Consider the following 21,719-nt stretch of genomic DNA (forward strand, 5'->3'; position numbering starts at 1 on the left):
AAGGTTTTCTGACCCGGTCATAAGGGGGCGCGATTATGCCAGAAAACCCTGGTAATCGATGCACTAGGTGCTGGTTGGTAACATTCTTCAACGAAAAAGCCGGAGGCAGGCCAATGGCCATGCCTTTTTTTCGGGGCATGGGCAAGCCATTGATTTTACTGGGGCTCATCCTCATGGCCAGGGGCGCAACGCTGAGCCAAACCTCTCAAACGCTTGTATGAAATTTCAGTGCCATGACATTTTTTGAGCCCTTGGGGGCCATTCGCTGCCACCCGGCGGATGTCAGGCCGACCTTGCGATCGACCTTTATCTGCAAGGGCATCGAGCCGTGCGAAAGTTTCAGGCGAACAGCGTCACGGCTGGTCTGCCTTGAGCTCTTTTTCCATCTTTTGCAGTTCTTGGGTGAAGGCCTGGTCGAGAACGCTGGCGCGCTTGCGCCAGGGTTTGCGTTCCGGTTCAGGCTGGGCGGCGTAGGTGGTGACTTCGCCTCCGTAAACTTCCTTGTAACGTTGTTCCTGGCGCTCAAGTTCCGCGCGCAGTTCGTCTTTCGTCACAGTGTTACCTAACTGAGTTGAGATTATCCCGATGATACGCATTGCCTAGATCGGGTTTATCGAGCGCCTCGTACTCGGCTCGATTAAAGGAGCCAGGATTGCGATGGGGCTCGCCAAACCGCTTCTTGCATGCGGCCACGCCACCGGACAAGAACAGCTGTCGTAGCAACAGTTACTTTTTTGCAGCGCATTGGCCGGGCATATTGAGATGAGCGTCAAGCGCTTGCTGCAGGAGGCGTCATTTACTGTACGCAACCTGATGATGTTGCCGAACGCAGAAAAGCGTCGGTGATCACTTTGCTCATTATAGCGGCGGCCATGAATAACTCTATCGGCAATAAGTTAAAAATCGTCAACTTGATATCAGGGTTTTGTTACACGAAAGTTTTAATCCGGATGACGAGAGCAGTTCTGTAACAAGGCCTGACAAGTTGCCTGGACTAACGCGCAAGAAATGAGAGTTTTATTGGCGGCGAAAAAGCAGCACATCGCATGGCAGGCATTTATCGCAATGGATTGCGATTATCGGTCGATGGTTCGATAATCGCCCAACGTTAGCCGTGCAGGCTTGTGCATCCTCTCCAGTACGGCTTGTAATAAGCCGGACTTCCGTCGCAGAGAACCTGAAATGAACGATCAATTGCGTAATTCCTTCGCTTCCGCCGCGCCGCCGATTGTCGCTTCGCCGGCCAAGCGGATTCAGGCGCTGACGGGTGATCCGGATTTCATGACCTCTCTGGCTCGCGGCCTGGCGGTGGTCCAGGCCTTTCAGGAGCGCAAGCGCCATCTGACCATCGCCCAGATCAGCCACCGTACGGAGATTCCCCGTGCCGCCGTGCGCCGCTGCCTGCATACCTTGATCAAGCTCGGTTACGCCACCACCGATGGCCGCACCTATTCGTTGCTGCCCAAGGTGCTGACGCTGGGGCATGCCTATCTGTCTTCCACGCCGCTGGCGGTGTCGGCCCAGCCTTACCTGGACCGCATGAGCGAGCAACTGCACGAAGCCTGCAACATGGCCACCCTGGAAGGCGACGACATTCTGTACATCGCCCGTTCGGCCACCACCCAGCGCCTGATCTCGGTCGATCTCTCGGTGGGTGGGCGCCTGCCGGCCTACTGCACATCCATGGGCCGGATCCTGCTGGCGGCGCTGGATGACGCCTCGTTGCGCGAATACCTCGACCATGCCGACCTGCAAGCCAAGACCAGCCGTACTTTGCACACGCCGCAGGCGTTGCTCGAATGCCTGCAGCAGGTCCGGCAGCAGGGTTGGTGCATCGTCGATCAGGAATTGGAACAAGGCCTGCGCTCCATCGCCGTACCGGTATACGACGCTTCGGGCCAGGTATTGGCCGCGCTCAACGTCAGCACCCATGCCGGCCGCGTCAGCCGCGCCGAGCTGGAGCAGCGCTTCTTGCCGGGCCTGCTCAGCGCCAGTCGCGACCTCAGCGCCCAATTGTTCGCTTGAGGGCTGTCTGCTTAAGCTGTTCGATAAACGCACAGATACGCGCTTGCTGAATTGACGCTCTTTCCCTTGCCTCATTAATGTCGCGGCAGCGTCATCCGGCCACTGGAGCACTGCCTCTCCAATGGCCGCATGGCGACCCCATAATAATGAAGAGGCCAGCCCCCATGAGCATCGCCTGCGCGCCCAGCCGCGCCCCTCTATCCTGCCTTCGCCTGCCGACGGCCTGATCCCGCAAGACCCTTTTCGATCTGAACCGACCAGCTCTGGCTGGCACCTGTGCGCCTGCGTTTTTCGCGTGGAATAAAAATAATGAACCAGCCTCAATCCGCTGTAGGGAACTGCCTCGATGTGCAGTCCTTTATCAATGCCCAGCCGCTGTCGCGCTATCAGTGGCGGGTGGTGATCCTGTGTTTCCTGATTGTCTTCCTCGATGGCCTCGATACCGCGGCCATGGGCTTTATCGCGCCGGCGCTGTCCCAGGATTGGGGCATCGACCGCGCCAGCCTCGGCCCGGTGATGAGTGCCGCGCTGATCGGCATGGTCTTCGGGGCGCTGGGCTCCGGCCCGCTGGCTGACCGCTTCGGGCGCAAAGTGGTGCTGGTGGGGGCGGTGCTGCTGTTCGGTGCCTTCAGCCTGGCGTCGGCCTACAGCAGCAATGTCGACCAGTTGCTGGTGCTGCGTTTCCTGACCGGCCTGGGCCTGGGCGCCGGCATGCCGAATGCCACCACGCTGCTGTCCGAATACACCCCCGAGCGCCACAAGTCATTGCTGGTGACCAGCATGTTCTGTGGTTTCAACCTGGGCATGGCCGGCGGCGGTTTCATTTCCGCCAAGCTGATCCCGGCGTTCGGCTGGCACAGCCTGTTGCTGATCGGCGGGATTTTGCCGTTGATCCTGGCACTGGTGCTGCTGGTCTGGCTGCCGGAGTCGGCGCGTTACCTGGTGGTGCGCAATCGTGGCACCGATAAGGTGCGCAAGGCCCTGGCGCCGATCGAGCCGGGCACGGTCGGCCAGGCCGCGAGCTTCAGCGTGCCGGAGCAGAAGACCGTGAAAGCGCGCAACGTGTTTGCGGTGATTTTCTCCGGGACCTACAGCGTCGGTACCTTGCTGTTGTGGCTGACCTATTTCATGGGGCTGGTGATCGTGTACCTGCTGACCAGCTGGCTGCCGACCCTGATGCGCGACAGCGGCGCAAGCATGGAGCAGGCGGCCTTTATCGGCGCGCTGTTCCAGTTCGGCGGGGTACTCAGCGCGGTGGCGGTGGGCTGGGCCATGGACCGCTTCAACCCGCACAAGGTCATCGGCACCTTCTACCTGCTGGCCGGGGTCTTCGCCTACGCGGTCGGGCAAAGCCTGGGCAACATCACCTTGCTGGCGACCCTGGTGCTGGTCGCCGGCATGTGCGTCAACGGCGCGCAATCGGCAATGCCGTCCCTGGCCGCGCGCTTCTATCCGACCCAGGGCCGCGCCACCGGCGTGTCGTGGATGCTCGGCATCGGTCGCTTCGGGGCGATCCTCGGGGCCTGGATGGGCGCCACGCTGCTGGGGCTGGGCTGGAACTTCGAGCAAGTGCTGACCGCGCTGGTGATCCCGGCCGCACTGGCGACCACGGCGGTGGTGATCAAGGGCATGGTCAGCCATGCGGATGCGACCTGAGCGAATGAGCAAGGCGCTCCTGAAGGGAGCGCTGAATACCTGTAGCCGCTGCCGCAGGCTGCGATAAGGCCAAAGGCCTTCAGCGTCCTGAGATCTTCGCGACCGTTCTCCGAACGCGGCCCGGGTCGATCGCAGCCTGCGACAGCGGCCACAGCACAATCGATAGTCAGACAACAATCTGTTCGATAAACGAACGCTCAGTCGATTATCGGATTGTTTGGGTTTTTCCCTCGGCTTAATCTTCAGTCACTCCGGCGCATCCTTCGGCGCCTTTTTCTTCCAGTCGCTCAATAACAATCGGGAGATCCCCCATGGCTGAAATCCTTTCGCTGCACGACGCGGTGAAGCAGTTCGTCAACGACGGCGATACCGTCGCGCTCGAAGGCTTCACCCACCTGATCCCCACGGCCGCGGGTCATGAAATCATTCGCCAGGGCAAAAAAGACCTGACCCTGGTACGGATGACCCCTGACCTGATCTACGACCAGTTGATCGGTGCCGGTTGTGCCCGCAAGCTGATTTTCTCCTGGGGCGGCAACCCGGGCGTCGGCTCCCTGCATCGCCTGCGGGACGCGGTCGAGAAGCAATGGCCGCACCCCCTGGAAATCGAAGAACACAGCCACGCCGACCTGGCCAACGCCTACGTGGCGGGCGCCTCGGGCCTGCCATTCGCGGTCTTGCGCGCTTATGCCGGTTCCGACCTGCCGAAGGTCAACCCGCTGATCAAGAGCGTGACTTGCCCATTCACCGGTGAAGTGCTGGCGGCGGTGCCATCGGTACGTCCTGACGTCACCGTGATCCATGCGCAGAAAGCCGACCGCAAGGGCAACGTGCTGTTGTGGGGCATTCTTGGCGTACAGAAGGAAGCCGCCCTGGCCGCCAAGCGCTGCATCGTCACCGTGGAAGAAATCGTCGACGACCTGAACGCCCCGATGAATGCCTGCGTGCTGCCGACCTGGGCCCTGAGCGCGGTCTGCCATGTGCCGGGCGGCGCCCATCCGTCCTACGCCCACGGGTACACCGAGCGCGACAACATCTTCTACCAGGCCTGGGACCCGATCGCCCGCGACCGTGAAACCTTTACCGCCTGGATCAACGAATACATCCGCGGCAGTGCTGACTTCAGCGAATTCCAGGCCAAGCTGGCCGCAGCAACGGGGGCCAAATAATGACTTACTCCACCAATGAAATGATGACCGTTGCCGCCGCCCGCCGCCTGCAGAACGGCTCGGTGTGTTTTGTCGGGATCGGCCTGCCGTCCAAGGCCGCCAACCTGGCGCGCCTGACCTCGTCGCCGGACGTGGTGCTGATCTACGAATCCGGCCCGATCGGCGCCAAGCCCAGCGTGCTGCCGCTGTCCATCGGTGACGGCGAGCTGGCCGAGACCGCGGACACCGTGGTGCCGACCGGCGAGATCTTCCGCTACTGGCTGCAAGGCGGGCGGATCGACGTCGGTTTCCTCGGCGCCGCCCAAGTCGACCGTTTCGGCAACATCAACACCACGGTGGTCGGCGATTACCACCAGCCGAAAGTCCGCCTGCCGGGCGCCGGCGGTGCGCCGGAGATCGCCGGCTCGGCCAAGAGCGTGCTGATCATCCTCAAGCAATCGTCGCGTTCCTTTGTCGACAAGCTCGACTTCATCACCTCGGTCGGTCACGGCGAAGGCGGCGATTCGCGCAAGCGCCTGGGCCTGCCAGGGGCCGGGCCGGTGGGGATCATCACCGACCTGTGCATCATGGAGCCGGAAGCCGGCACCCATGAATTCGTGGTGACCTCGCTGCACCCGGGCGTGACCCGTGAGCAGGTGGTCGCCGCCACCGGCTGGGCGATTCGTTTCGCCGACCAGGTGGCGGAAACCGCCGCCCCGACCGAGATCGAATTGACCGCCCTGCGTGACCTGGAAGCCCGCACCGCCGCGGCCCATGGCCAAACCCCGGGAGAAGCCTGATGCGCGAAGTGTTTATCTGTGACGCCATTCGTACCCCCATCGGCCGCTTTGGTGGCGGTTTGTCGACGGTGCGGGCCGACGATCTGGCCGCCGCGCCGATCAAGGCACTGATCGAGCGCAACCCGTCGGTGGACTGGAACGCGGTGGACGAGGTGTTCCTCGGTTGTGCCAACCAGGCCGGCGAAGACAATCGCAACGTGGCGCGCATGGCGCTGCTGCTGGCCGGGCTGCCGGAAACTATTCCGGGCGTGACCCTCAACCGCCTGTGCGCTTCGGGCATGGATGCCATCGGCACCGCCTTCCGCGCCATTGCCAGTGGTGAGATGGAGCTGGCCATCGCCGGCGGCGTCGAGTCGATGTCCCGCGCGCCCTTTGTCATGGGCAAGGCCGACACCGCCTTTTCGCGCAACATGAAGCTGGAAGACACCACCATCGGCTGGCGCTTCATCAACCCGCTGATGAAGGCCCAGTACGGCGTGGATGCGATGCCGCAGACCGCCGACAACGTCGCCGACGATTATCAGGTGTCGCGTGCCGACCAGGATGCGTTCGCCCTGCGCAGCCAGCAGCGCACCGCCGCGGCGCAGGCCGCCGGGTTCTTCGCCGAGGAAATCGTCCCGGTGCGTATCGTCCACAAGAAGGGCGAGACCCTGGTCGAGCAGGATGAGCACCCGCGGGCCGATACCTCGCTGGAAACCCTGGGCAAACTCAAGCCGGTCAACGGCCCGGACAAGACCGTCACCGCCGGGAACGCCTCGGGCGTCAACGACGGGGCAGCGGCGCTGATCCTGGCGTCGGCCGAGGCGGTGAAAAGGCACGGCCTGACCGCCCGTGCCCGGGTGCTGGGCATGGCCAGCGCCGGCGTGGCGCCACGGGTGATGGGCATCGGCCCGGTGCCGGCGGTGCGCAAGTTGACCGAACGCTTGGGTGTGGCGGTCAGCGATTTCGATGTGATCGAACTCAACGAAGCCTTCGCCAGCCAGGGCCTGGCAGTATTGCGCGAACTGGGCCTGGCGGACGACGCGCCACAGGTCAACCCCAACGGTGGTGCCATCGCCCTCGGCCATCCGCTGGGCATGAGCGGCGCGCGCCTGGTATTGACCGCGCTGCACCACCTGGAAAAGACCGGTGGCAAGAAAGGCCTGGCGACCATGTGCGTGGGTGTCGGCCAGGGCCTGGCATTGGCCATCGAGCGCGTCTGACGCGCTTCTTATAAGAACGAGGAACGAGCATGACCGACAAGCCCGGTTACCGGCGCCCGCAACCAGGTACTCAGCCTGATTACCTGCACCCGGCCTACAAATCCACCAACACCCGCTCGCCGTCCAAGCCGCTGGTGTTCCTGCCCCATTCGCTGTCGGAAATCACCGGCCCAACCATCGGCGCCGATTACCTGCAGGACAAGGATAACGACCTGACCGCCCAGCATGCCGGCGAGCCCCAGGGCGAACGCATCATCATCCACGGCCGGGTGCTGGACGAGAACGGCCTGCCGGTGCCGGGGATCCTGGTGGAGATCTGGCAGGCCAACGCCGCCGGTCGCTACAACCACGACCGCGACCTGCACGACGCACCGCTGGACCCGAACTTCACTGGCACCGGGCGTACTGTCACCGATGCCGATGGCTGGTACCAGTTCCAGACCATCAAGCCCGGTGCCTACCCCTGGGGTAACCATCACAACGCATGGCGTCCGGCGCATATCCACTTCTCGCTGTTCGGCCCGAGTATCCTCACGCGCCTGGTGACCCAGATGTATTTCCCGGGCGACCCGCTGCTGGCCTACGACCCGATCTACAACTGCGTGCCGGACACTAGCGCCAAGGAACGCCTGATCGCCAGCTTCGACCTGGAGAAAACCATTCCGTCCTACGCCCTTGGCTACCGTTGGGACATCGTCTTGCGCGGCCGCGATGCCACGCCGATGGAGAAATAAGATGACGCTGACTGCGACCACGTCCCACACCGTCGGCCCGTACTACCACATCGGCCTGACCTGGCTGAACCGCGAAGACCTGACCCAGGCCGAGACCCTCGGCGAGCGGGTGGCGATCAGCGGCCAGGTGGTGGATGGCAACGGTGATTTCGTCAACGACGCCATGCTGGAAATCTGGCAGGCCAACGCGGTCGGCAAGTACGACCACCCGGAAGACGATCAGGCCAAGGCCCTGGACCCGAACTTCCAGGGCTTCGGCCGGGTGCCGGTGGATGGGGAAGGGCGTTTCCGTTTCACCACCATCAAGCCGGGTACCGTACCTGGCCTGAAAGGCTCGACCCAGGCGCCGCACCTGGTGGTGCTGGTGTTTGCCCGGGGCCTGGTCAAGCACCTGCTGACCCGTATCTACTTCGACGGCGAGCCGGCCAACGCCGCCGATCCGCTGCTGGCCTGCGTGCCCGAAGAGCGTCGCGCCACCTTGCTGGCCAAGGCCGATGCGCCGGGCCACTACCAGTGGAACGTGATCCTGCAGGGGACCGACGCGGAAACGGTGTTCTTCGATTATTGAGTGTGCCTGGGGGGAGTGGGCTGGTTCGCGATAAGGCTGAGCCGGCCGCTCCCCCCAAGGTCGTCTTGCGGAACGGGACTGTTACAAAGTATGTCTAGACTCACAACGTCCCCAAAGAGTGAAAAGCCATGACAACGTTAACCAGTCACTACACGGCCGAGGAGCGCAGCAAGAGGATCTTCGCGATCGTCGGCGCCTCCTCCGGCAACCTGGTCGAATGGTTCGACTTCTACGTCTACGCCTTCTGCGCGATCTATTTCGCTCCGGCGTTTTTCCCCTCCGACGACCCCACGGTGCAACTGCTCAATACCGCCGGCGTGTTCGCCGCCGGGTTCCTGATGCGTCCTATCGGCGGCTGGCTGTTCGGCCGGGTGGCCGACAAGCACGGGCGCAAGAATTCCATGATGATCTCGGTGCTGATGATGTGCGCCGGCTCCTTGGTCATCGCCTTCCTGCCGACCTACGCCAGCATCGGCGCCTGGGCACCGGCGCTGCTGCTGATGGCGCGGCTGTTCCAGGGCCTGTCGGTGGGCGGTGAATACGGCACCACCGCGACCTACATGAGCGAAGTCGCGCTCAAGGGCCAGCGCGGGTTCTTCGCGTCCTTCCAGTACGTGACCCTGATCGGCGGGCAACTGCTGGCGGTGCTGGTGGTGGTGATCCTGCAACAGTTCCTCGACGAGGCGGAGCTCAAGGCCTGGGGCTGGCGGATTCCGTTCGTGATTGGCGCCATTGCGGCCCTGATCTCCTTGCTGCTGCGGCGCTCGCTGAAAGAAACCACCAGCAAGGAAATGCGTGAAGACAAGGACGCCGGTAGCGTGGCCGCGCTGTTCAAGCATCACTCGAAGGCCTTTGTCACGGTGCTGGGCTACACCGCCGGCGGCTCGCTGATTTTCTACACCTTCACCACCTATATGCAGAAATACCTGGTGAACACCGCCGGCATGCACGCCAAGACCGCCAGCTACATCATGACCGGCGCGCTGTTCCTGTACATGTGCATGCAGCCGCTGTTCGGCATGCTGGCGGACAAGATCGGCCGGCGTAACTCGATGCTCTGGTTCGGCGCGCTGGGCACGCTGTGCACCGTGCCTATCCTGCTGACCCTGAAAACCATCACCAGCCCGTTCCTGGCCTTCGTGCTGATCACCCTGGCCCTGGCGATCGTCAGTTTCTACACCTCCATCAGCGGCCTGGTAAAAGCCGAGATGTTCCCGCCGCAAGTGCGGGCGCTGGGGGTAGGCCTGGCCTATGCGGTGGCCAACGCGCTGTTCGGCGGTTCGGCGGAGTACGTGGCCCTGGGCCTGAAATCCCTGGGCATGGAAAACACCTTCTACTGGTACGTGACGGCGATGATGGCGATTGCCTTCCTGTTCAGCCTGCGCCTGCCGAAACAGGCGGCGTACCTGCACCACGATCTGTGACCTGTCCGCGTGCGTCCGTCGCGGACGCACGCCCCAAAGGATTGTTTATGAGCACACCGGCGAGCAACCAACTGTTCGATGCCTACTTCACCACCCGCGATATGCGCGCGGTGTTCTGCGACCAGGGTCGGGTCCAGGCCATGCTCGACTTCGAGGCCGCGCTGGCCCGGGCCGAGGCCCGGGTCGGGGTGATCCCGGCCGCGGCGGTGGCGCCGATCGAGGCGGCCTGCCGGGCCGGGCTCTATGATTTTGCCGCCCTGGGCCAGGCCATCGCCACGGCGGGCAACTCGGCGATTCCGCTGGTCAAGGCCCTGGGCAAACAGATCGCCAAGAGCGATGCCAGCGCCGAGCGTTATGTGCACCTGGGCGCCACCAGCCAGGATGTGATGGACAGTGGGCTGGTCCTGCAAGTGCGGCAGGCGCTGAGCTTGATCGACAACGACCTGGCGCGCCTCGGCGGCATCCTGGCCGCCCAGGCCCAGCGTTATGCCGACACCCCCATGGCCGGCCGCACCTGGCTGCAACATGCCACGCCGGTCACCCTCGGCATGAAGATCGCTGGCTGGCTGGGGGCAGTGACCCGCAGTCGCGAGCGCCTGGCGCAGCTCAAGCCGCGCTTGCTGGTGCTGCAGTTCGGCGGTGCCTCCGGGACCCTCGCGGCCCTGGGCGAGCAGGCCCTGCCGATTGCCCAGGCCCTGGCCGAGGAGTTGCAACTGAGCCTGCCGGAACAGCCCTGGCACACCCAGCGCGACCGGTTGGTGGAGTTCGCTTCGGTGCTCGGCCTGATCGCCGGCAGCCTCGGCAAGCTCGGCCGTGACATCAGCCTGTTGATGCAGACCGAGGCGGCGGAAGTCTTCGAGCCGTCGGCGCCGGGCAAGGGCGGCTCCTCGACCATGCCGCACAAGCGCAACCCGGTGGGCGCGGCGGTATTGATCGGCGCGGCGACCCGGGTTCCCGGGCTGCTGGCGACGATGTTCAGCGCCATGCCCCAGGAGCACGAACGCAGCCTGGGCCTGTGGCACGCCGAATGGGAAACCCTGCCGGAGATCTGCTGCCTGGTGTCCGGGGCCTTGCAACAGGCACTGCTGGTGGCCGACGGGCTGGAAGTCGACGCCGCGCGCATGGCCAGGAACCTCGACCTGACCCAGGGGCTGGTGCTGGCGGAAGCCGTGAGCATCGCCCTGGCCCAGCGCCTGGGCCGCGAGACCGCGCACCATCTGCTGGAGCAATGCTGCAAGCGCGCGGTGGCCGAACAGCGGCATCTGCGCACGGTGCTGGGGGATGAGCCGCAAGTGACCGCCGAGCTGTCGGCGGCGGAACTGGATCGCCTGCTGGACCCGGCGCATTACCTCGGCCAGGCGCACGCCTGGGTCGAGCGCGCCGTGGCCGAACATTTAGCCTTGAACGCCTGAAGGAGACTGCCGTGGCATTCGTACAACTCGCCGATGGCGAACTGCATTACCAACTGGACGGCCCGGCCGATGCGCCGGTGCTGGTCCTGTCCAACTCCCTGGGTACCGACCTGCACATGTGGGACATGCAGATTCCGGCCTTTACCAAGCACTTCCGGGTGCTGCGTTTCGACACCCGTGGCCACGGCAAATCCCTGGTCACCGAAGGCCCCTACAGCATCGAGCAGTTGGGACGTGACGTGCTGGCGCTGCTGGATGCCCTGCATATCCAGCGTGCGCATTTCTGCGGCCTGTCCATGGGCGGGCTGATCGGCCAGTGGCTGGGTATCAATGCCGGCGAGCGCCTGAACAAACTGGTGGTATGCAACACCGCGGCGAAGATCGGCGACCCATCGGTATGGAACCCGCGCATCGAAACCGTGCTGCGCGACGGCCAGGCGGCCATGGTCGCATTGCGCGATGCCTCGATCGCCCGCTGGTTCACCCCGGACTTCGCCGCGGCGCACCCGGACCAGGCCAAGCTGATCACCGACATGCTGGCGGCCACCTCGCCCCAGGGTTATGCCGCCAACTGCGCGGCGGTGCGCGATGCGGATTTCCGCGAGCAACTGTCGGCGATCGAGGCGCCGACCCTGGTGGTGTCCGGCACCGAAGATGCGGTCACGCCGCCCTCGGGCGGGCATTTCATTCAGGAGCGCGTGCGCGGCGCCGAATACGCCGAGTTCCATGCGGCGCACCTGTCCAACGTCCAGGCTGGCGCTGCGTTCAGCGAGCGGGTCGTGGCATTTTTGCTGGCCGACCAGCGTATTTAAGGAGCCTCCCGTGGACGAGAAACAACGTTACGCCGAAGGCATGCAAGTGCGTCGCGCGGTGCTGGGCGATGCCCATGTCGATCGCAGCCTGAGCACCCTGACCGAGTTCAACTCGGAGTTCCAGGAAATGATCACCCGGCACGCCTGGGGCGATATCTGGACGCGTCCGGGCCTGCCGCGCCATACCCGCAGCCTGATCACCATCGCCATGCTGATCGGCATGAACCGCAACGAAGAGCTCAAGCTGCACCTGCGCGCCGCCGCCAACAACGGCGTGAGCCGCGCCGAGATCAAGGAAGTGATCATGCAGAGCGCGATCTACTGCGGCATTCCGGCGGCCAACGCGACCTTCCACCTGGCTGAGTCGGTGTGGGACGAGCTGGGCGTCGAATCCCGCGCCTGATAACCCACGATCTATAAAGGAACGCGGCGCCGCTGCATTTTCCCTGCAGGAGCGAGCTTGCTCGCGATGAACCTGAGGGTGCCGTGTTCAGCCCGTCAATACGCGCCATCGTCGACGATCATCGCGAGCAAGCTTCGCTCCTACAAAAACAAGGCCAGCCCCGGGGAATGGGGCTGGCCTTGTTTTTGGTGTGGGCGAGCGAGTGGGCTTACAGCAGGCTGATCGGGTAGCTGATGATCAGGCGGTTCTCGTCGAACTCGTTGGTGCTGAAGTCGCGGCGCATGGTCGAGTTGCGCCATTTGACGTTGAGGTTCTTGAGCGTGCCGCTTTGCACGGTGTAGGCCAGTTCGCTCTCGCGTCCCCATTCCTTGCCGTCGGTGATGGTGCCGGTATGCACGTTGTCGCCCTTGATGTAGCGGTTCATCAGGGTCAGGCCGGGGATGCCAACCGCGACGAAGTTGTAGTCATGGCGCAGCTGCCAGGATCTTTCCTGGGCGTTGTCGTAGCTGGCGTTGTAGCTGTCGTTGGCCAGGGTGCCGCCGCTGGTGCCGTTGACGCGCATCCAGGCGTTGTCGCCGGTGAGTTTCTGCAGGCCGACGTAGAAGGTGTGGCCGCCGTACTTGGCCGAGAACAGGCCCGACCAGGTCTTGTTGTCCAGGTCGCCGGCGCGGGCGCTGCCATCTTCCTTGCCGTAGAAGAAGCCGATGTTGGCGCCCAGGGTCCAGTCGCCCAGCGGCTGGCTGTGGATCAGGTTGAGGTATTGCTGGCTGTAGATGTCCTTGAGCTGGGCGTTCCACACCCCGACCTGGGTGCGCTTGTCGTTGAAGCTGTATTCGCCGCCCTGGAAGTTGAAGCGGTCGGAGGTGAAGGCCGCTTTGCCGGTCATCGACATGTCGCTCATGCTGCTGTCGTCACGCGGGCTGTTGGCGCGGAACTGGCCACCGTAGAGGGTCAGGCCGTCAATTTCCTTCGAGGTGATCTGGCCGCCGCGGAAGGTCTGGGGCAGGGAGCGACCGTCGTCCGAGCGCAGGATCGGCAGCACCGGCATCCATTCGCCGACCTTGACCTCGGTCTGCGACAGGCGGGCCTTGAATGCCACGCCCGTGCGGCCGAAGTGGTCGGCCGGGCGCCCGTCGTGATCCAGCGGCAATAACTGGGTACCGCCGGTGCCTTTGCCGCCATCGAGCTTCAACGAGTACAGCCCCAGTACGTCCATGCCGAACCCGACGGTGCCTTGGGTGAAGCCGGATTTGGCGTCGAGGATGAAGCTCTGCGTCCATTCTTCAGCCTTACCCTGGGCCTTGCCCGGGTTGGTGAAGTTGCGGTTGATGTAGAAGTTGCGCAGGTTCAGGTTGACCTTGGCGTCTTCGAGAAAGCCGGACTCCGCGGCCATGACCGGCAGGGCCGTGCCGGCGATGCCGACGGCCAGCAGGCTGGGCAGCAGTGAATAGGGAGTGCGAGTGGATGGCTTCATGGATCGGGCTCTCTAATTGTTAGGGGTGAGGCTGGGCGCTGCGGCAACGTCAGGTTGCAGACAAGGTTGAAACCGGGAGGGTGGAGGGAACGGAATCAGCCGGAGCGGGCAGGGCGCGGGGTCATGATGACGAACCTGTTGTTATTGGTTTTTGCAGGTGCGGGGAATGGTGCGTTGGATCAACGACCCTGTTCAATTGGCCTTGGCGGGTTTTGGGCGATTAACGAACACAAGTGATGGCGGTCTTCGGCTCATAAAAAAACCCACCGCAAGGTGGGTTTTTTCAAGCGGCATGCACTCAGAACAGCTTCAGTGGCGGTGCCTCTTTGCTCACTTCCGCTTTCTGCGAACCTTGCTCGTTCCAACCGCCGCCCAGGGCCTTGTACAGGTTGACCTCGCTGGTCAGCTGCGCAAGCCGGTCGGTGATCAACGCTTGCTGCGCGCTGAACAGCGAGCGCTGGGCGTCGAGGAACGTCAGGTTGCTGTCGACACCGATGCGGTAGCGACGCTCGGCCAGGCGGTAGTAGTCCTGGTTGGCATTGACGAAGTCACGCTGGGCCTGCAACTGCTGGTTGTAGGTCTGGCGTGCGGCCAGGCCATCGGAGACTTCCTGGAAGGCGGTCTGGATGGACTTCTCGTACTGCGCGACGTTGATGTCTTTCTGGATTTTCGAGTAATCCAGGCTGGCGCGCAGGCTGCCGGCGTTGAAGATCGGGATATTGATCTGCGGCGCGAACGACCAGGTGCCCGAGCCGCCCTTGAACAGGCCGCCCATATCCGGGCTCAAGGTCCCGGCATTGGCGGTCAGGCTGATGCTCGGGAAGAACGCCGCGCGTGCCGCGCCAATACTGGCGTTGGCGGCTTTCAGGTTGTGCTCGGCGGCGAGGATGTCCGGACGGCGTTGCAGCAATTCCGACGGCAGGCCGGCGGGCAACTCGCTGAGCAGGTCGGCCGACAACGGCTGCGGGCTCGGCAGGTTGGCCGGGATCGAGGTACCCAGCAGCAGGGTCAGACTGTTTTCGTCCTGGGCCACCTGGCGGGTATAACGCGCCAGTTGCACCCGTGCGTTTTCCACCGAGGTCCGCGCCTGGCTCAGGTCCAGGGCCGAGGCCACGCCGACTTCGTTGCTGCGCGAGGTGAGACGGTAGCTCTCCTCGTAGGCCGCCAGGGTGTCCTGGGTCAGCTTGAGCAGTTCCTTGTCGGCCTGCCAGGTCAGGTAGGCATTGGCCACGCTGGCCACCAGGCTGATCTGCGTGCTGCGCCGGGCTTCTTCGCTGGAGAAGTAAGTCTGCAAGGCCTGCTCGCTCAAGCTGCGAACGCGACCGAACAGGTCCAGCTCATAAGCGCTGACACCCAGGGTTGCCGAGTACTGGCTGGAGATGGCCGCTTCACCGGTCTGCGACAACCGTGCCGGGGTGCGTTGACGGCTGCCGCTGCCGTTGGCCGAAACCGCCGGGAACAGGTCCGCGCGCTGGATCTGGTATTGAGCGGCGTAGGCGTCGATGTTCAGCGCCGCGACCCGCAGGTCGCGGTTGTTCACCAGCGCGGTCTGGATCAGCTGCTGCAGGGCAGGGTCATGGAAGAACTGCCGCCAGCCCTGTTCGGCGGCTGCCTGGTTGGCAGCCTCCGCAGGCGAATAGGCCGGCCCTTGCGGGTATTGCGCCGCGACCGGCGCTTGCGGCTGCTGATAATCCGGTATCAGCGAGCAACCACTCAGCACGGCGGCGGTGATTGCGAGGGAGAGTAGCGACTTGCTCATTGGCCAGCCTCTTCAGGAGTTTCAGTAGTTTGCGCCTCGTCTGCCTTGCGACGGCCCATCTTGGACACGGTGACGAAGAACAAAGGCACCCAGAATATCGCCAGGACAGTCGCGGTGAGCATACCGCCAATCACCCCGGTACCGATCGCATGCTGGCTGCCCGAGCCTGCGCCGGTGGAGATGGCCAGCGGTACCACACCGAGCACGAAGGCCAGGGAGGTCATGATAATCGGACGCAGACGCATGCGGCAGGCTTCGATCGCCGCGTCCACCAGGCTGCGGCCCTGCTCGTGCAGTTCCTTGGCGAACTCGACGATCAGAATGGCGTTTTTCGCCGCCAGGCCGATGGTCACCAACAGCCCCACCTGGAAGTACACGTCGTTGGACAGGCCGCGCAGGCTGGTCGCCATCAGCGCACCGATGATCCCCAGCGGCACCACCAGCATGACCGCGATCGGAATCGACCAGCTTTCATACAGCGCCGCCAGGCACAGGAACACCATCAGCAGCGACAAGGCGTACAGCGCGGGAGCTTGCGAGCCCGACAGGCGTTCCTCGTAGGACAGGCCGGTCCAGGAGATACCGACACCGGCCGGCAGCTTCTTGGCGATGGCTTCGACTTCGGCCATGGCTTCACCGGTGCTGTAGCCCGGCGCCGGGGCACCCAGGACTTCCACCGCTTCCACGCCGTTGTAACGGGCCAGTTTCGGCGAACCGTAGATCCACGTGCCCTTGGCGAAGGAGGCGAACGGCACCATGGTCCCGGCGCTGTTGCGCACGTACCACTTCTTCAGGTCCTCGGGGCTCATGCGAGCGTTAGGCTGACCCTGGATGTACACCTTCTTCACCCGACCGCGGTCGATGAAGTCGTTGACGTAGCTACTGCCCAGGGCAATCGACAAGGTGTTGTTGATGTCGGAGATGGTCACGCCCAGGGCGCTGGCCTTCTCGTCATCGATTTCCAGCTGGTACTGCGGCTCGTCGTTCAGGCCGTTCGGACGCACCTGGGACAGGATCTTGCTTTGCGCCGCCATGCCGAGGAACTGGTTGCGCGCTTCCATCAGTTTTTCGTGGCCGATACCGGCGCGGTCCTGCAGGAACACGTCGAAACCGGTGGCGTTACCCAGCTCCAGTACCGCCGGCGGGGCGAAGGCGAACACCATCGCATCGCGGAAGCTGAAGAAGTGCTGCTGGGCCCGGGCCGCCAGGTTGAACACGCTGTTTTCCACGGAGCGTTGGTCCCACGGCTTGAGCATGATGAATGCCATGCCCGAACTCTGGCCACGACCGGCGAAGTTGAAGCCGTTCACGGTGAAGACCGAGGCCACGGTGTCCTTTTCCTTGTCCAGCAGGTAGGCGCGCATTTCATCGACTACCACCTGGGTCCGCTCGGAACTGGAGCCGGCCGGGGTCTGTACCTGGGCGAACAGTACGCCCTGGTCTTCTTCCGGAAGGAACGCGGACGGGATGCGCATGAACAGCCAGATCATGCCGACCACGATCAGCACGTAGGCCAGCAGGTAAGGCGCCTTGTGCCGCAGGATGTTGCCCACGCCACGCTCGTAGCTTTTGACGCTGCGGTCGAAGTTACGGTTGAACCAGCCGAAGAAACCTTTTTTCGGCGCGCCGTGCTCGCCATGGGGAATGGCCTTGAGCATGGTGGCGCACAGGGCCGGAGTGAAGATCAGGGCAACCAGGACCGACAGGGCCATGGCCGAGACCACGGTGATCGAGAACTGCTTGTAGATCACACCGGTGGAACCGCTGAAGAACGCCATTGGCAGCAGTACCGCCGACAGCACCAGGGCAATGCCGACCAGGGCGCCCTGGATCTGGCCCATGGACTTCTTGGTCGCTTCCTTGGGCGACAGGCCTTCCTCGGCCATTACCCGCTCGACGTTTTCCACCACGACGATGGCATCGTCCACCAGCAAGCCGATGGCCAGTACCATGCCGAACATGGTCAGGGTGTTGATGCTGAAGCCGGCGGCCGCGAGGATACCGAAGGTACCCAGCAACACCACTGGAACGGTCATGGTGGTGATGACGGTGGCGCGGAAGTTCTGCAGGAACAGGAACATCACCAGGAACACCAGCACGATCGCTTCGACCAGGGTTTCAACCACACCCTTGATCGACTCGGTCACCACTGGGGTGGTGTCGTACGGGAACACCACTTTCATCCCTTGCGGGAAGAACGGTTCCAGGTCGCTGATGGTCTTGCGCAGGGCCTTGGCGGTGTCCAGGGCGTTGGCGCCGTTGGCCAGTTTCACGGCCAGGCCGGAAGCCGGGGCACCGTTGAACTGGGCACTGACGGAGTAGTTTTCACCGCCCAGAGCCACATCCGCGACATCGCCCAGACGCACTTGCGAGCCGTCCGCGTTGACCTTCAGCAGGATGGCCTTGAACTGCTCGGCAGTCTGCAGGCGGGTCTTGCCGATGATGGTGGCGTTCAGTTGCTGGCCTGGCAGGGCTGGCAAGCCACCGATCTGGCCGGACGACACCTGGACGTTCTGCGCCGCCACGGCGTTTTTCACGTCGACCGGAGTCAGGTTGAAGTTGTTCAGCTTGGCCGGGTCGAGCCAGATACGCATGGCGTACTGGGCACCGAACACCTGGAAGTCACCCACGCCCGCGGTCCGCGAGATCGGGTCCTGCATGTTGGACACGATGTAGTTCGAGAGGTCGTCCTTGGACATGCTGCCGTCCTCGGAAACCACACCGATCACCAACAGGAAGTTCTTCACCGCCTTGGTCACGCGGATACCCTGTTGCTGCACTTCTTGCGGCAGCAGCGGGGTGGCCAGGTTCAGCTTGTTCTGTACCTGGACCTGCGCGGTGTCCGAGTTGGTGCCCTGCTCGAAGGTCGCGGTAATGGTCATGCTGCCGTCGGAGTTACTTTCCGAGGACACATAGCGCAGGTTGTCGATACCGTTGAGCTGCTGCTCGATGACCTGGACCACGGTGTCCTGCACGGTCTGTGCGGAAGCGCCTGGGTAGGTCACGGAGATGGCGATCGCTGGAGGCGCGATGCTCGGGTATTGGTTGATCGGCAATTTGAGGATCGATAGAGCCCCGACCAGCATGATCACCAGGGCGATTACCCAGGCGAAAATCGGACGGTCGATAAAAAATTTCGACATGGTTTACTCCCCTTTGCCGCCTGCAGCTTTGTCAGTTGCCTGTGCAGTGGCCGGGTTTTTTGCTGGAACGTTGGTCGCTTCGCTGGCTTTGACTTCGACGCCAGGTCGGACGAATTGCAGCCCTTCGGTGATCAGGCGATCACCGGCCTTCAGGCCGTCCTCGATCAGCCACTGGTTGCCGACGGTGCGGCTGGCCTTGAGCTGACGCAGTTCAACCTTGTTGTCCGGGCCAACCACCAGGGCGGTCGGTGTGCCCTTGAGGTCGCGGGTCACGCCTTGTTGCGGGGCGAGGATCGCCGCGGCATTCACGCCGGCCTGCAGTTGCGCATGCACGAACATGCCGGGCAGCAGGGTGTGTTCCGGGTTCGGGAACACCGCGCGCAGGGTCACGGAACCGGTGGTTTCGTCGACCGACACTTCGGAGAACTCCAGCTTGCCGTCGAGTTTGTACTGGCTGCCGTCTTCCAGGGTCAGCTTGACCTTGGCGGCGTTGTCGCCGGCCTTCTGCAGGCGACCGCTTTCCAGCTCGCGGCGCAGCTCGAGCAACTCGACCGACGACTGGGTGACGTCGACGTAGATCGGGTCGAGTTGCTGGATGGTTGCCATGGCGGTGGACTGACCGTTGCTGACCAATGCGCCTTCAGTGACCGAAGAACGGCCGATACGCCCGGAGATCGGCGACAGCACCTTGGTGTAGCGCAGGTCGATCTGGGCGCTCTGCAGCGCGGCTTCCGATTGCAGGCGGTTGGCGACGGCGGTGTCGTATTCCTGGCGGCTTACGGCTTGCTCGTCGACCAGCTGCTTGTAGCGATCGGAGATCGACTTGGTCGATTGCAGGTTGGCCTGGGCGCTCTTGAGGGTCGACTCATAGACCGACGGATCGATCTGATAGAGCTGCTGACCTTCCTTGACGTCGCCGCCTTCCTTGAACAGACGCTTGAGAATGATGCCGTTGACCTGAGGACGGACTTCGGCGATCCGGAACGCAGTGGTGCGCCCTGGAAGCTCGGACGTCAGGGTAAAGGCTTGAGGTTGCAGGGTGACTACGCCGACCTGAGGGGCTTGTGGGGCGGGAGCCGCCTCTTCCTTTTTACATCCGCTGAGCAGCGATGCCAGGGCGACGGCAGTGACCAGAGCGGTAACAGCTGGCTTGAGTTGCATGAAGATCCTCGGGTCAGGCGCGCAAAATGCGCACTCGAAAAGTGGAAGGGTAAAAAACGAGTGCTGAGTGGATAAGTAGCTTGCTAAGGAATATACTTACGTTCATGGTTGTTTGTAAATACCTTGGCGGCGTACCCATTCGGTTACAAAAGCCGTTGCAAGTGTCGAATTGTAGGTTGGGTAAACGGCACCCGAGATGCCGTTCCATATTTATTCAGATGAGCTTCATGCATCGCTGAAACATCCTGATCGAGGTTTACTGCCATGGTCCGTCGTACCAAAGAGGAAGCTCAAGAAACCCGCAAACAGATACTCGAGGCGGCCGAAAAAGCCTTCTACGAGCGCGGTGTGGCGCGTACCACCCTGGCCGATATCGCGACTTTGGCCGGTGTCACGCGTGGAGCTATTTACTGGCATTTCAGCAACAAGGCGGATCTGGTGCAGGCCATGCTCGATACCTTGCGCGAGCCGCTGAATGAAATGGCCAGGGCCAGTGAAGACGAAGAGGAAGTCGATCCGCTGGGGTGCATGCGCAAGCTGCTGATTCATTTGTTTCATCAAATTGCCCTGGACCCGAAAACCCGACGCATTAATGAGATTTTGTTTCACAAGTGCGAATTCACCGATGAAATGTGCGACTTGCGGCGCCAGCGTCGCGCGGCCAGCCTGGATTGCAACGTGCATATCGAGCTGGCGTTGCGCAATGCCGTGAAGCGGGGACAACTGCCCGAGAACCTCGATACTGCCCGGGCGGCCATCAGTATCCACGCCTATATTGATGGCATTCTTTATCAGTGGCTGTTGGCGCCGGACAGTTTCGAACTCCATAAGGAAGCGGAGCGCTGGATCGATACCGGATTGGACATGCTGCGCCTGAGTCCCAGCCTGCGTAATTGAGACAAAATGCGGAATTACGTCGGCAGATGTCAACGTTTGCGCGTTATAAAACGCGATGTTTTATTCGTCACGGCTCACCGGGATGCCTTTATATACGTGCCGACTTTATCTTGATAGATAGCGAGCTACGTATTTTGTAGGGAAATTGTTGCGAGTATGTGAATGAGTGTGAGTACCGCGGCTTATAAGGGCACCGAGCAACCGGTCAAAGGTATAGCACTGATTTGCCTGGCGGTTTTGCTGTTCGCCAGTCATGACACCCTGTCCAAATACCTGTCCGGGTTCTATCCCATCGTCATGGTGGTCTGGGCCCGGTATGTGGTGCACACGCTGTTGATGCTGGTGGTGTTCGTGCCGCGCAGCGGTTTCTCCGCCGTGGTGCGTACCAAGCGTCCGGGCCAGCAACTGTTGCGCGCCTTGTGCCTGATCGGCACCAGCCTGTTTTTCACCACCGGCCTGCGTTATATCCCCCTGGCCGAGGCCACCGCGGTCAACTTCCTCGCGCCTTTGCTGGTTACCGCCTTGTCCGTGCCGCTGCTGGGCGAGCGGGTGACCCGCAGCCAGTGGCTGGCGGTGCTGGCCGGTTTCGTCGGGGTATTGATCGTGATTCGTCCGGGCGGCGCCTTGTTCACCCCGGCGATCCTGCTGCCGCTGTGCTCGGCCTTGTGTTTTGGCTTCTATCAGTTGCTCACCCGCAAGCTCAGCGGTGTCGACAGCCCCACCACCAGCAACTTCCTCACCGGGATTCTCAACAGCCTGATCATGAGCGCGGCGCTGCCGTTCTTCTGGAGCACGCCGACCCTGGGGCACGCCCTGTTCATGATCGGCCTCGGTACCTGCGGCATGCTCGGCCACCTGTTGCTGACCCAGGCTTTCCGCCATGCCGCGCCGGCGATGCTGGCGCCATTCAGCTACGGGCAGATCCTGTTCGCCGGCATGTACGGCTACCTGATCTTCGATCACACCCCGGACAGCTTCGGCATAATCGGGATCGCGGTGATCTGCCTCAGCGGCCTGGCCGTGGCCTGGGGCCAGCGCAAACGCGGCTGATTGCCTGGCGCCTGTGTCACCTTGGCAGGCATCCCCTTGCTCCTATGGAGG

Annotated in this window: 18 protein-coding genes; 13 read left to right on the top strand and 5 right to left on the bottom strand. The window is 62.9% G+C overall.

Annotated elements, in window-relative coordinates; genetic code table 11:
- Window positions 1–353 precede the first annotated feature (353 nt).
- Window positions 354–554 carry a hypothetical protein gene (locus tag CRO75_RS14925; RefSeq protein WP_009042495.1) on the bottom strand — a complete coding sequence of 67 codons (201 nt, stop codon included), beginning with the start codon at window positions 552–554 and terminating at the stop codon, window positions 354–356.
- A 628-nt stretch (window positions 555–1,182) separates the two neighbouring features.
- On the opposite strand from CRO75_RS14925, the gene pcaR reads away from it, so the two are divergent.
- The 11 genes from pcaR (at window position 1,183) to pcaC (ending at window position 12,184) form a co-directional block, all read left to right on the top strand.
- Window positions 1,183–2,025 (top strand): pca regulon transcriptional regulator PcaR, encoded by an 843-nt coding sequence (gene pcaR / locus CRO75_RS14930; protein ID WP_007926599.1) that lies wholly within the window; start codon window positions 1,183–1,185, stop codon window positions 2,023–2,025.
- A 309-nt stretch (window positions 2,026–2,334) separates the two neighbouring features.
- The gene (locus CRO75_RS14935; RefSeq protein ID WP_097136472.1) at window positions 2,335–3,681 is read left to right on the top strand and encodes an MFS transporter; all 1,347 of its coding nucleotides are present in this window, start codon (window positions 2,335–2,337) and stop codon (window positions 3,679–3,681) included.
- Window positions 3,682–3,992: 311 nt separating this feature from the next.
- Window positions 3,993–4,850: a CoA transferase subunit A gene (locus tag CRO75_RS14940; protein WP_009042497.1), complete on the top strand. Its 858-nt coding sequence runs from the start codon at window positions 3,993–3,995 to the stop codon at window positions 4,848–4,850.
- Window positions 4,847–5,629 carry a CoA-transferase subunit beta gene (locus tag CRO75_RS14945; protein WP_172833204.1) on the top strand — a complete coding sequence of 261 codons (783 nt, stop codon included), beginning with the start codon at window positions 4,847–4,849 and terminating at the stop codon, window positions 5,627–5,629. Before CRO75_RS14940 ends, CRO75_RS14945 begins: the two co-directional genes overlap by 4 nt.
- Entirely contained in the window at window positions 5,626–6,831 is a 1,206-nt protein-coding gene (pcaF, locus tag CRO75_RS14950; protein ID WP_177409752.1) for a 3-oxoadipyl-CoA thiolase, read from the top strand. The genes CRO75_RS14945 and pcaF overlap by 4 nt, the downstream gene beginning before the upstream one ends.
- Window positions 6,832–6,860: 29 nt before the next feature.
- Complete coding sequence (gene pcaH / locus CRO75_RS14955) at window positions 6,861–7,565, top strand: protocatechuate 3,4-dioxygenase subunit beta (RefSeq protein WP_009042500.1); 705 nt, start codon at window positions 6,861–6,863, stop codon at window positions 7,563–7,565.
- Between the two features lies 1 nt (window position 7,566).
- The gene (pcaG, locus tag CRO75_RS14960) at window positions 7,567–8,133 is read left to right on the top strand and encodes a protocatechuate 3,4-dioxygenase subunit alpha (RefSeq protein ID WP_097136476.1); all 567 of its coding nucleotides are present in this window, start codon (window positions 7,567–7,569) and stop codon (window positions 8,131–8,133) included.
- A 128-nt stretch (window positions 8,134–8,261) separates the two neighbouring features.
- Window positions 8,262–9,557 (top strand): MFS family transporter, encoded by a 1,296-nt coding sequence (locus tag CRO75_RS14965; RefSeq protein WP_038581603.1) that lies wholly within the window; start codon window positions 8,262–8,264, stop codon window positions 9,555–9,557.
- A gap of 47 nt (window positions 9,558–9,604) precedes the next feature.
- A complete protein-coding gene (locus tag CRO75_RS14970; RefSeq protein ID WP_097136479.1) occupies window positions 9,605–10,969 on the top strand; it encodes a 3-carboxy-cis,cis-muconate cycloisomerase in 1,365 nt (454 codons plus the stop codon).
- An 11-nt stretch (window positions 10,970–10,980) separates the two neighbouring features.
- Window positions 10,981–11,781 (top strand): 3-oxoadipate enol-lactonase, encoded by an 801-nt coding sequence (pcaD, locus tag CRO75_RS14975; RefSeq protein ID WP_097136481.1) that lies wholly within the window; start codon window positions 10,981–10,983, stop codon window positions 11,779–11,781.
- A 10-nt stretch (window positions 11,782–11,791) separates the two neighbouring features.
- A complete protein-coding gene (gene pcaC, locus CRO75_RS14980; RefSeq protein ID WP_009042505.1) occupies window positions 11,792–12,184 on the top strand; it encodes a 4-carboxymuconolactone decarboxylase in 393 nt (130 codons plus the stop codon).
- Between the two features lie 208 nt (window positions 12,185–12,392).
- On the opposite strand, the gene CRO75_RS14985 is transcribed toward pcaC, so the two are convergent.
- The 4 genes from CRO75_RS14985 to emhA form a co-directional block, all read right to left on the bottom strand.
- A complete protein-coding gene (locus tag CRO75_RS14985; protein WP_009042506.1) occupies window positions 12,393–13,658 on the bottom strand; it encodes an OprD family porin in 1,266 nt (421 codons plus the stop codon).
- A gap of 298 nt (window positions 13,659–13,956) precedes the next feature.
- Window positions 13,957–15,417 (bottom strand): AdeC/AdeK/OprM family multidrug efflux complex outer membrane factor, encoded by a 1,461-nt coding sequence (adeC, locus tag CRO75_RS14990; RefSeq protein WP_009042507.1) that lies wholly within the window; start codon window positions 15,415–15,417, stop codon window positions 13,957–13,959.
- Window positions 15,414–18,560 carry an efflux RND transporter permease subunit EmhB gene (emhB, locus tag CRO75_RS14995; protein ID WP_097136483.1) on the bottom strand — a complete coding sequence of 1,049 codons (3,147 nt, stop codon included), beginning with the start codon at window positions 18,558–18,560 and terminating at the stop codon, window positions 15,414–15,416. The genes adeC and emhB overlap by 4 nt, the downstream gene beginning before the upstream one ends.
- Window positions 18,561–18,563: 3 nt before the next feature.
- Window positions 18,564–19,721 (bottom strand): efflux RND transporter periplasmic adaptor subunit EmhA, encoded by a 1,158-nt coding sequence (gene emhA, locus CRO75_RS15000; RefSeq protein ID WP_009042509.1) that lies wholly within the window; start codon window positions 19,719–19,721, stop codon window positions 18,564–18,566.
- A 264-nt stretch (window positions 19,722–19,985) separates the two neighbouring features.
- Between emhA and emhR the strand changes: the two genes are divergently transcribed.
- A complete protein-coding gene (emhR, locus tag CRO75_RS15005) occupies window positions 19,986–20,618 on the top strand; it encodes an efflux system transcriptional repressor EmhR (protein ID WP_009042510.1) in 633 nt (210 codons plus the stop codon).
- Between the two features lie 162 nt (window positions 20,619–20,780).
- Window positions 20,781–21,668: a DMT family transporter gene (locus tag CRO75_RS15010; RefSeq protein ID WP_097136485.1), complete on the top strand. Its 888-nt coding sequence runs from the start codon at window positions 20,781–20,783 to the stop codon at window positions 21,666–21,668.
- Window positions 21,669–21,719: the final 51 nt, after the last annotated feature.

This window comes from Pseudomonas sp. LAMO17WK12:I10 (genome assembly GCF_900215185.1).
GTDB classification, from domain to species: domain Bacteria; phylum Pseudomonadota; class Gammaproteobacteria; order Pseudomonadales; family Pseudomonadaceae; genus Aquipseudomonas; species Aquipseudomonas chlororaphis.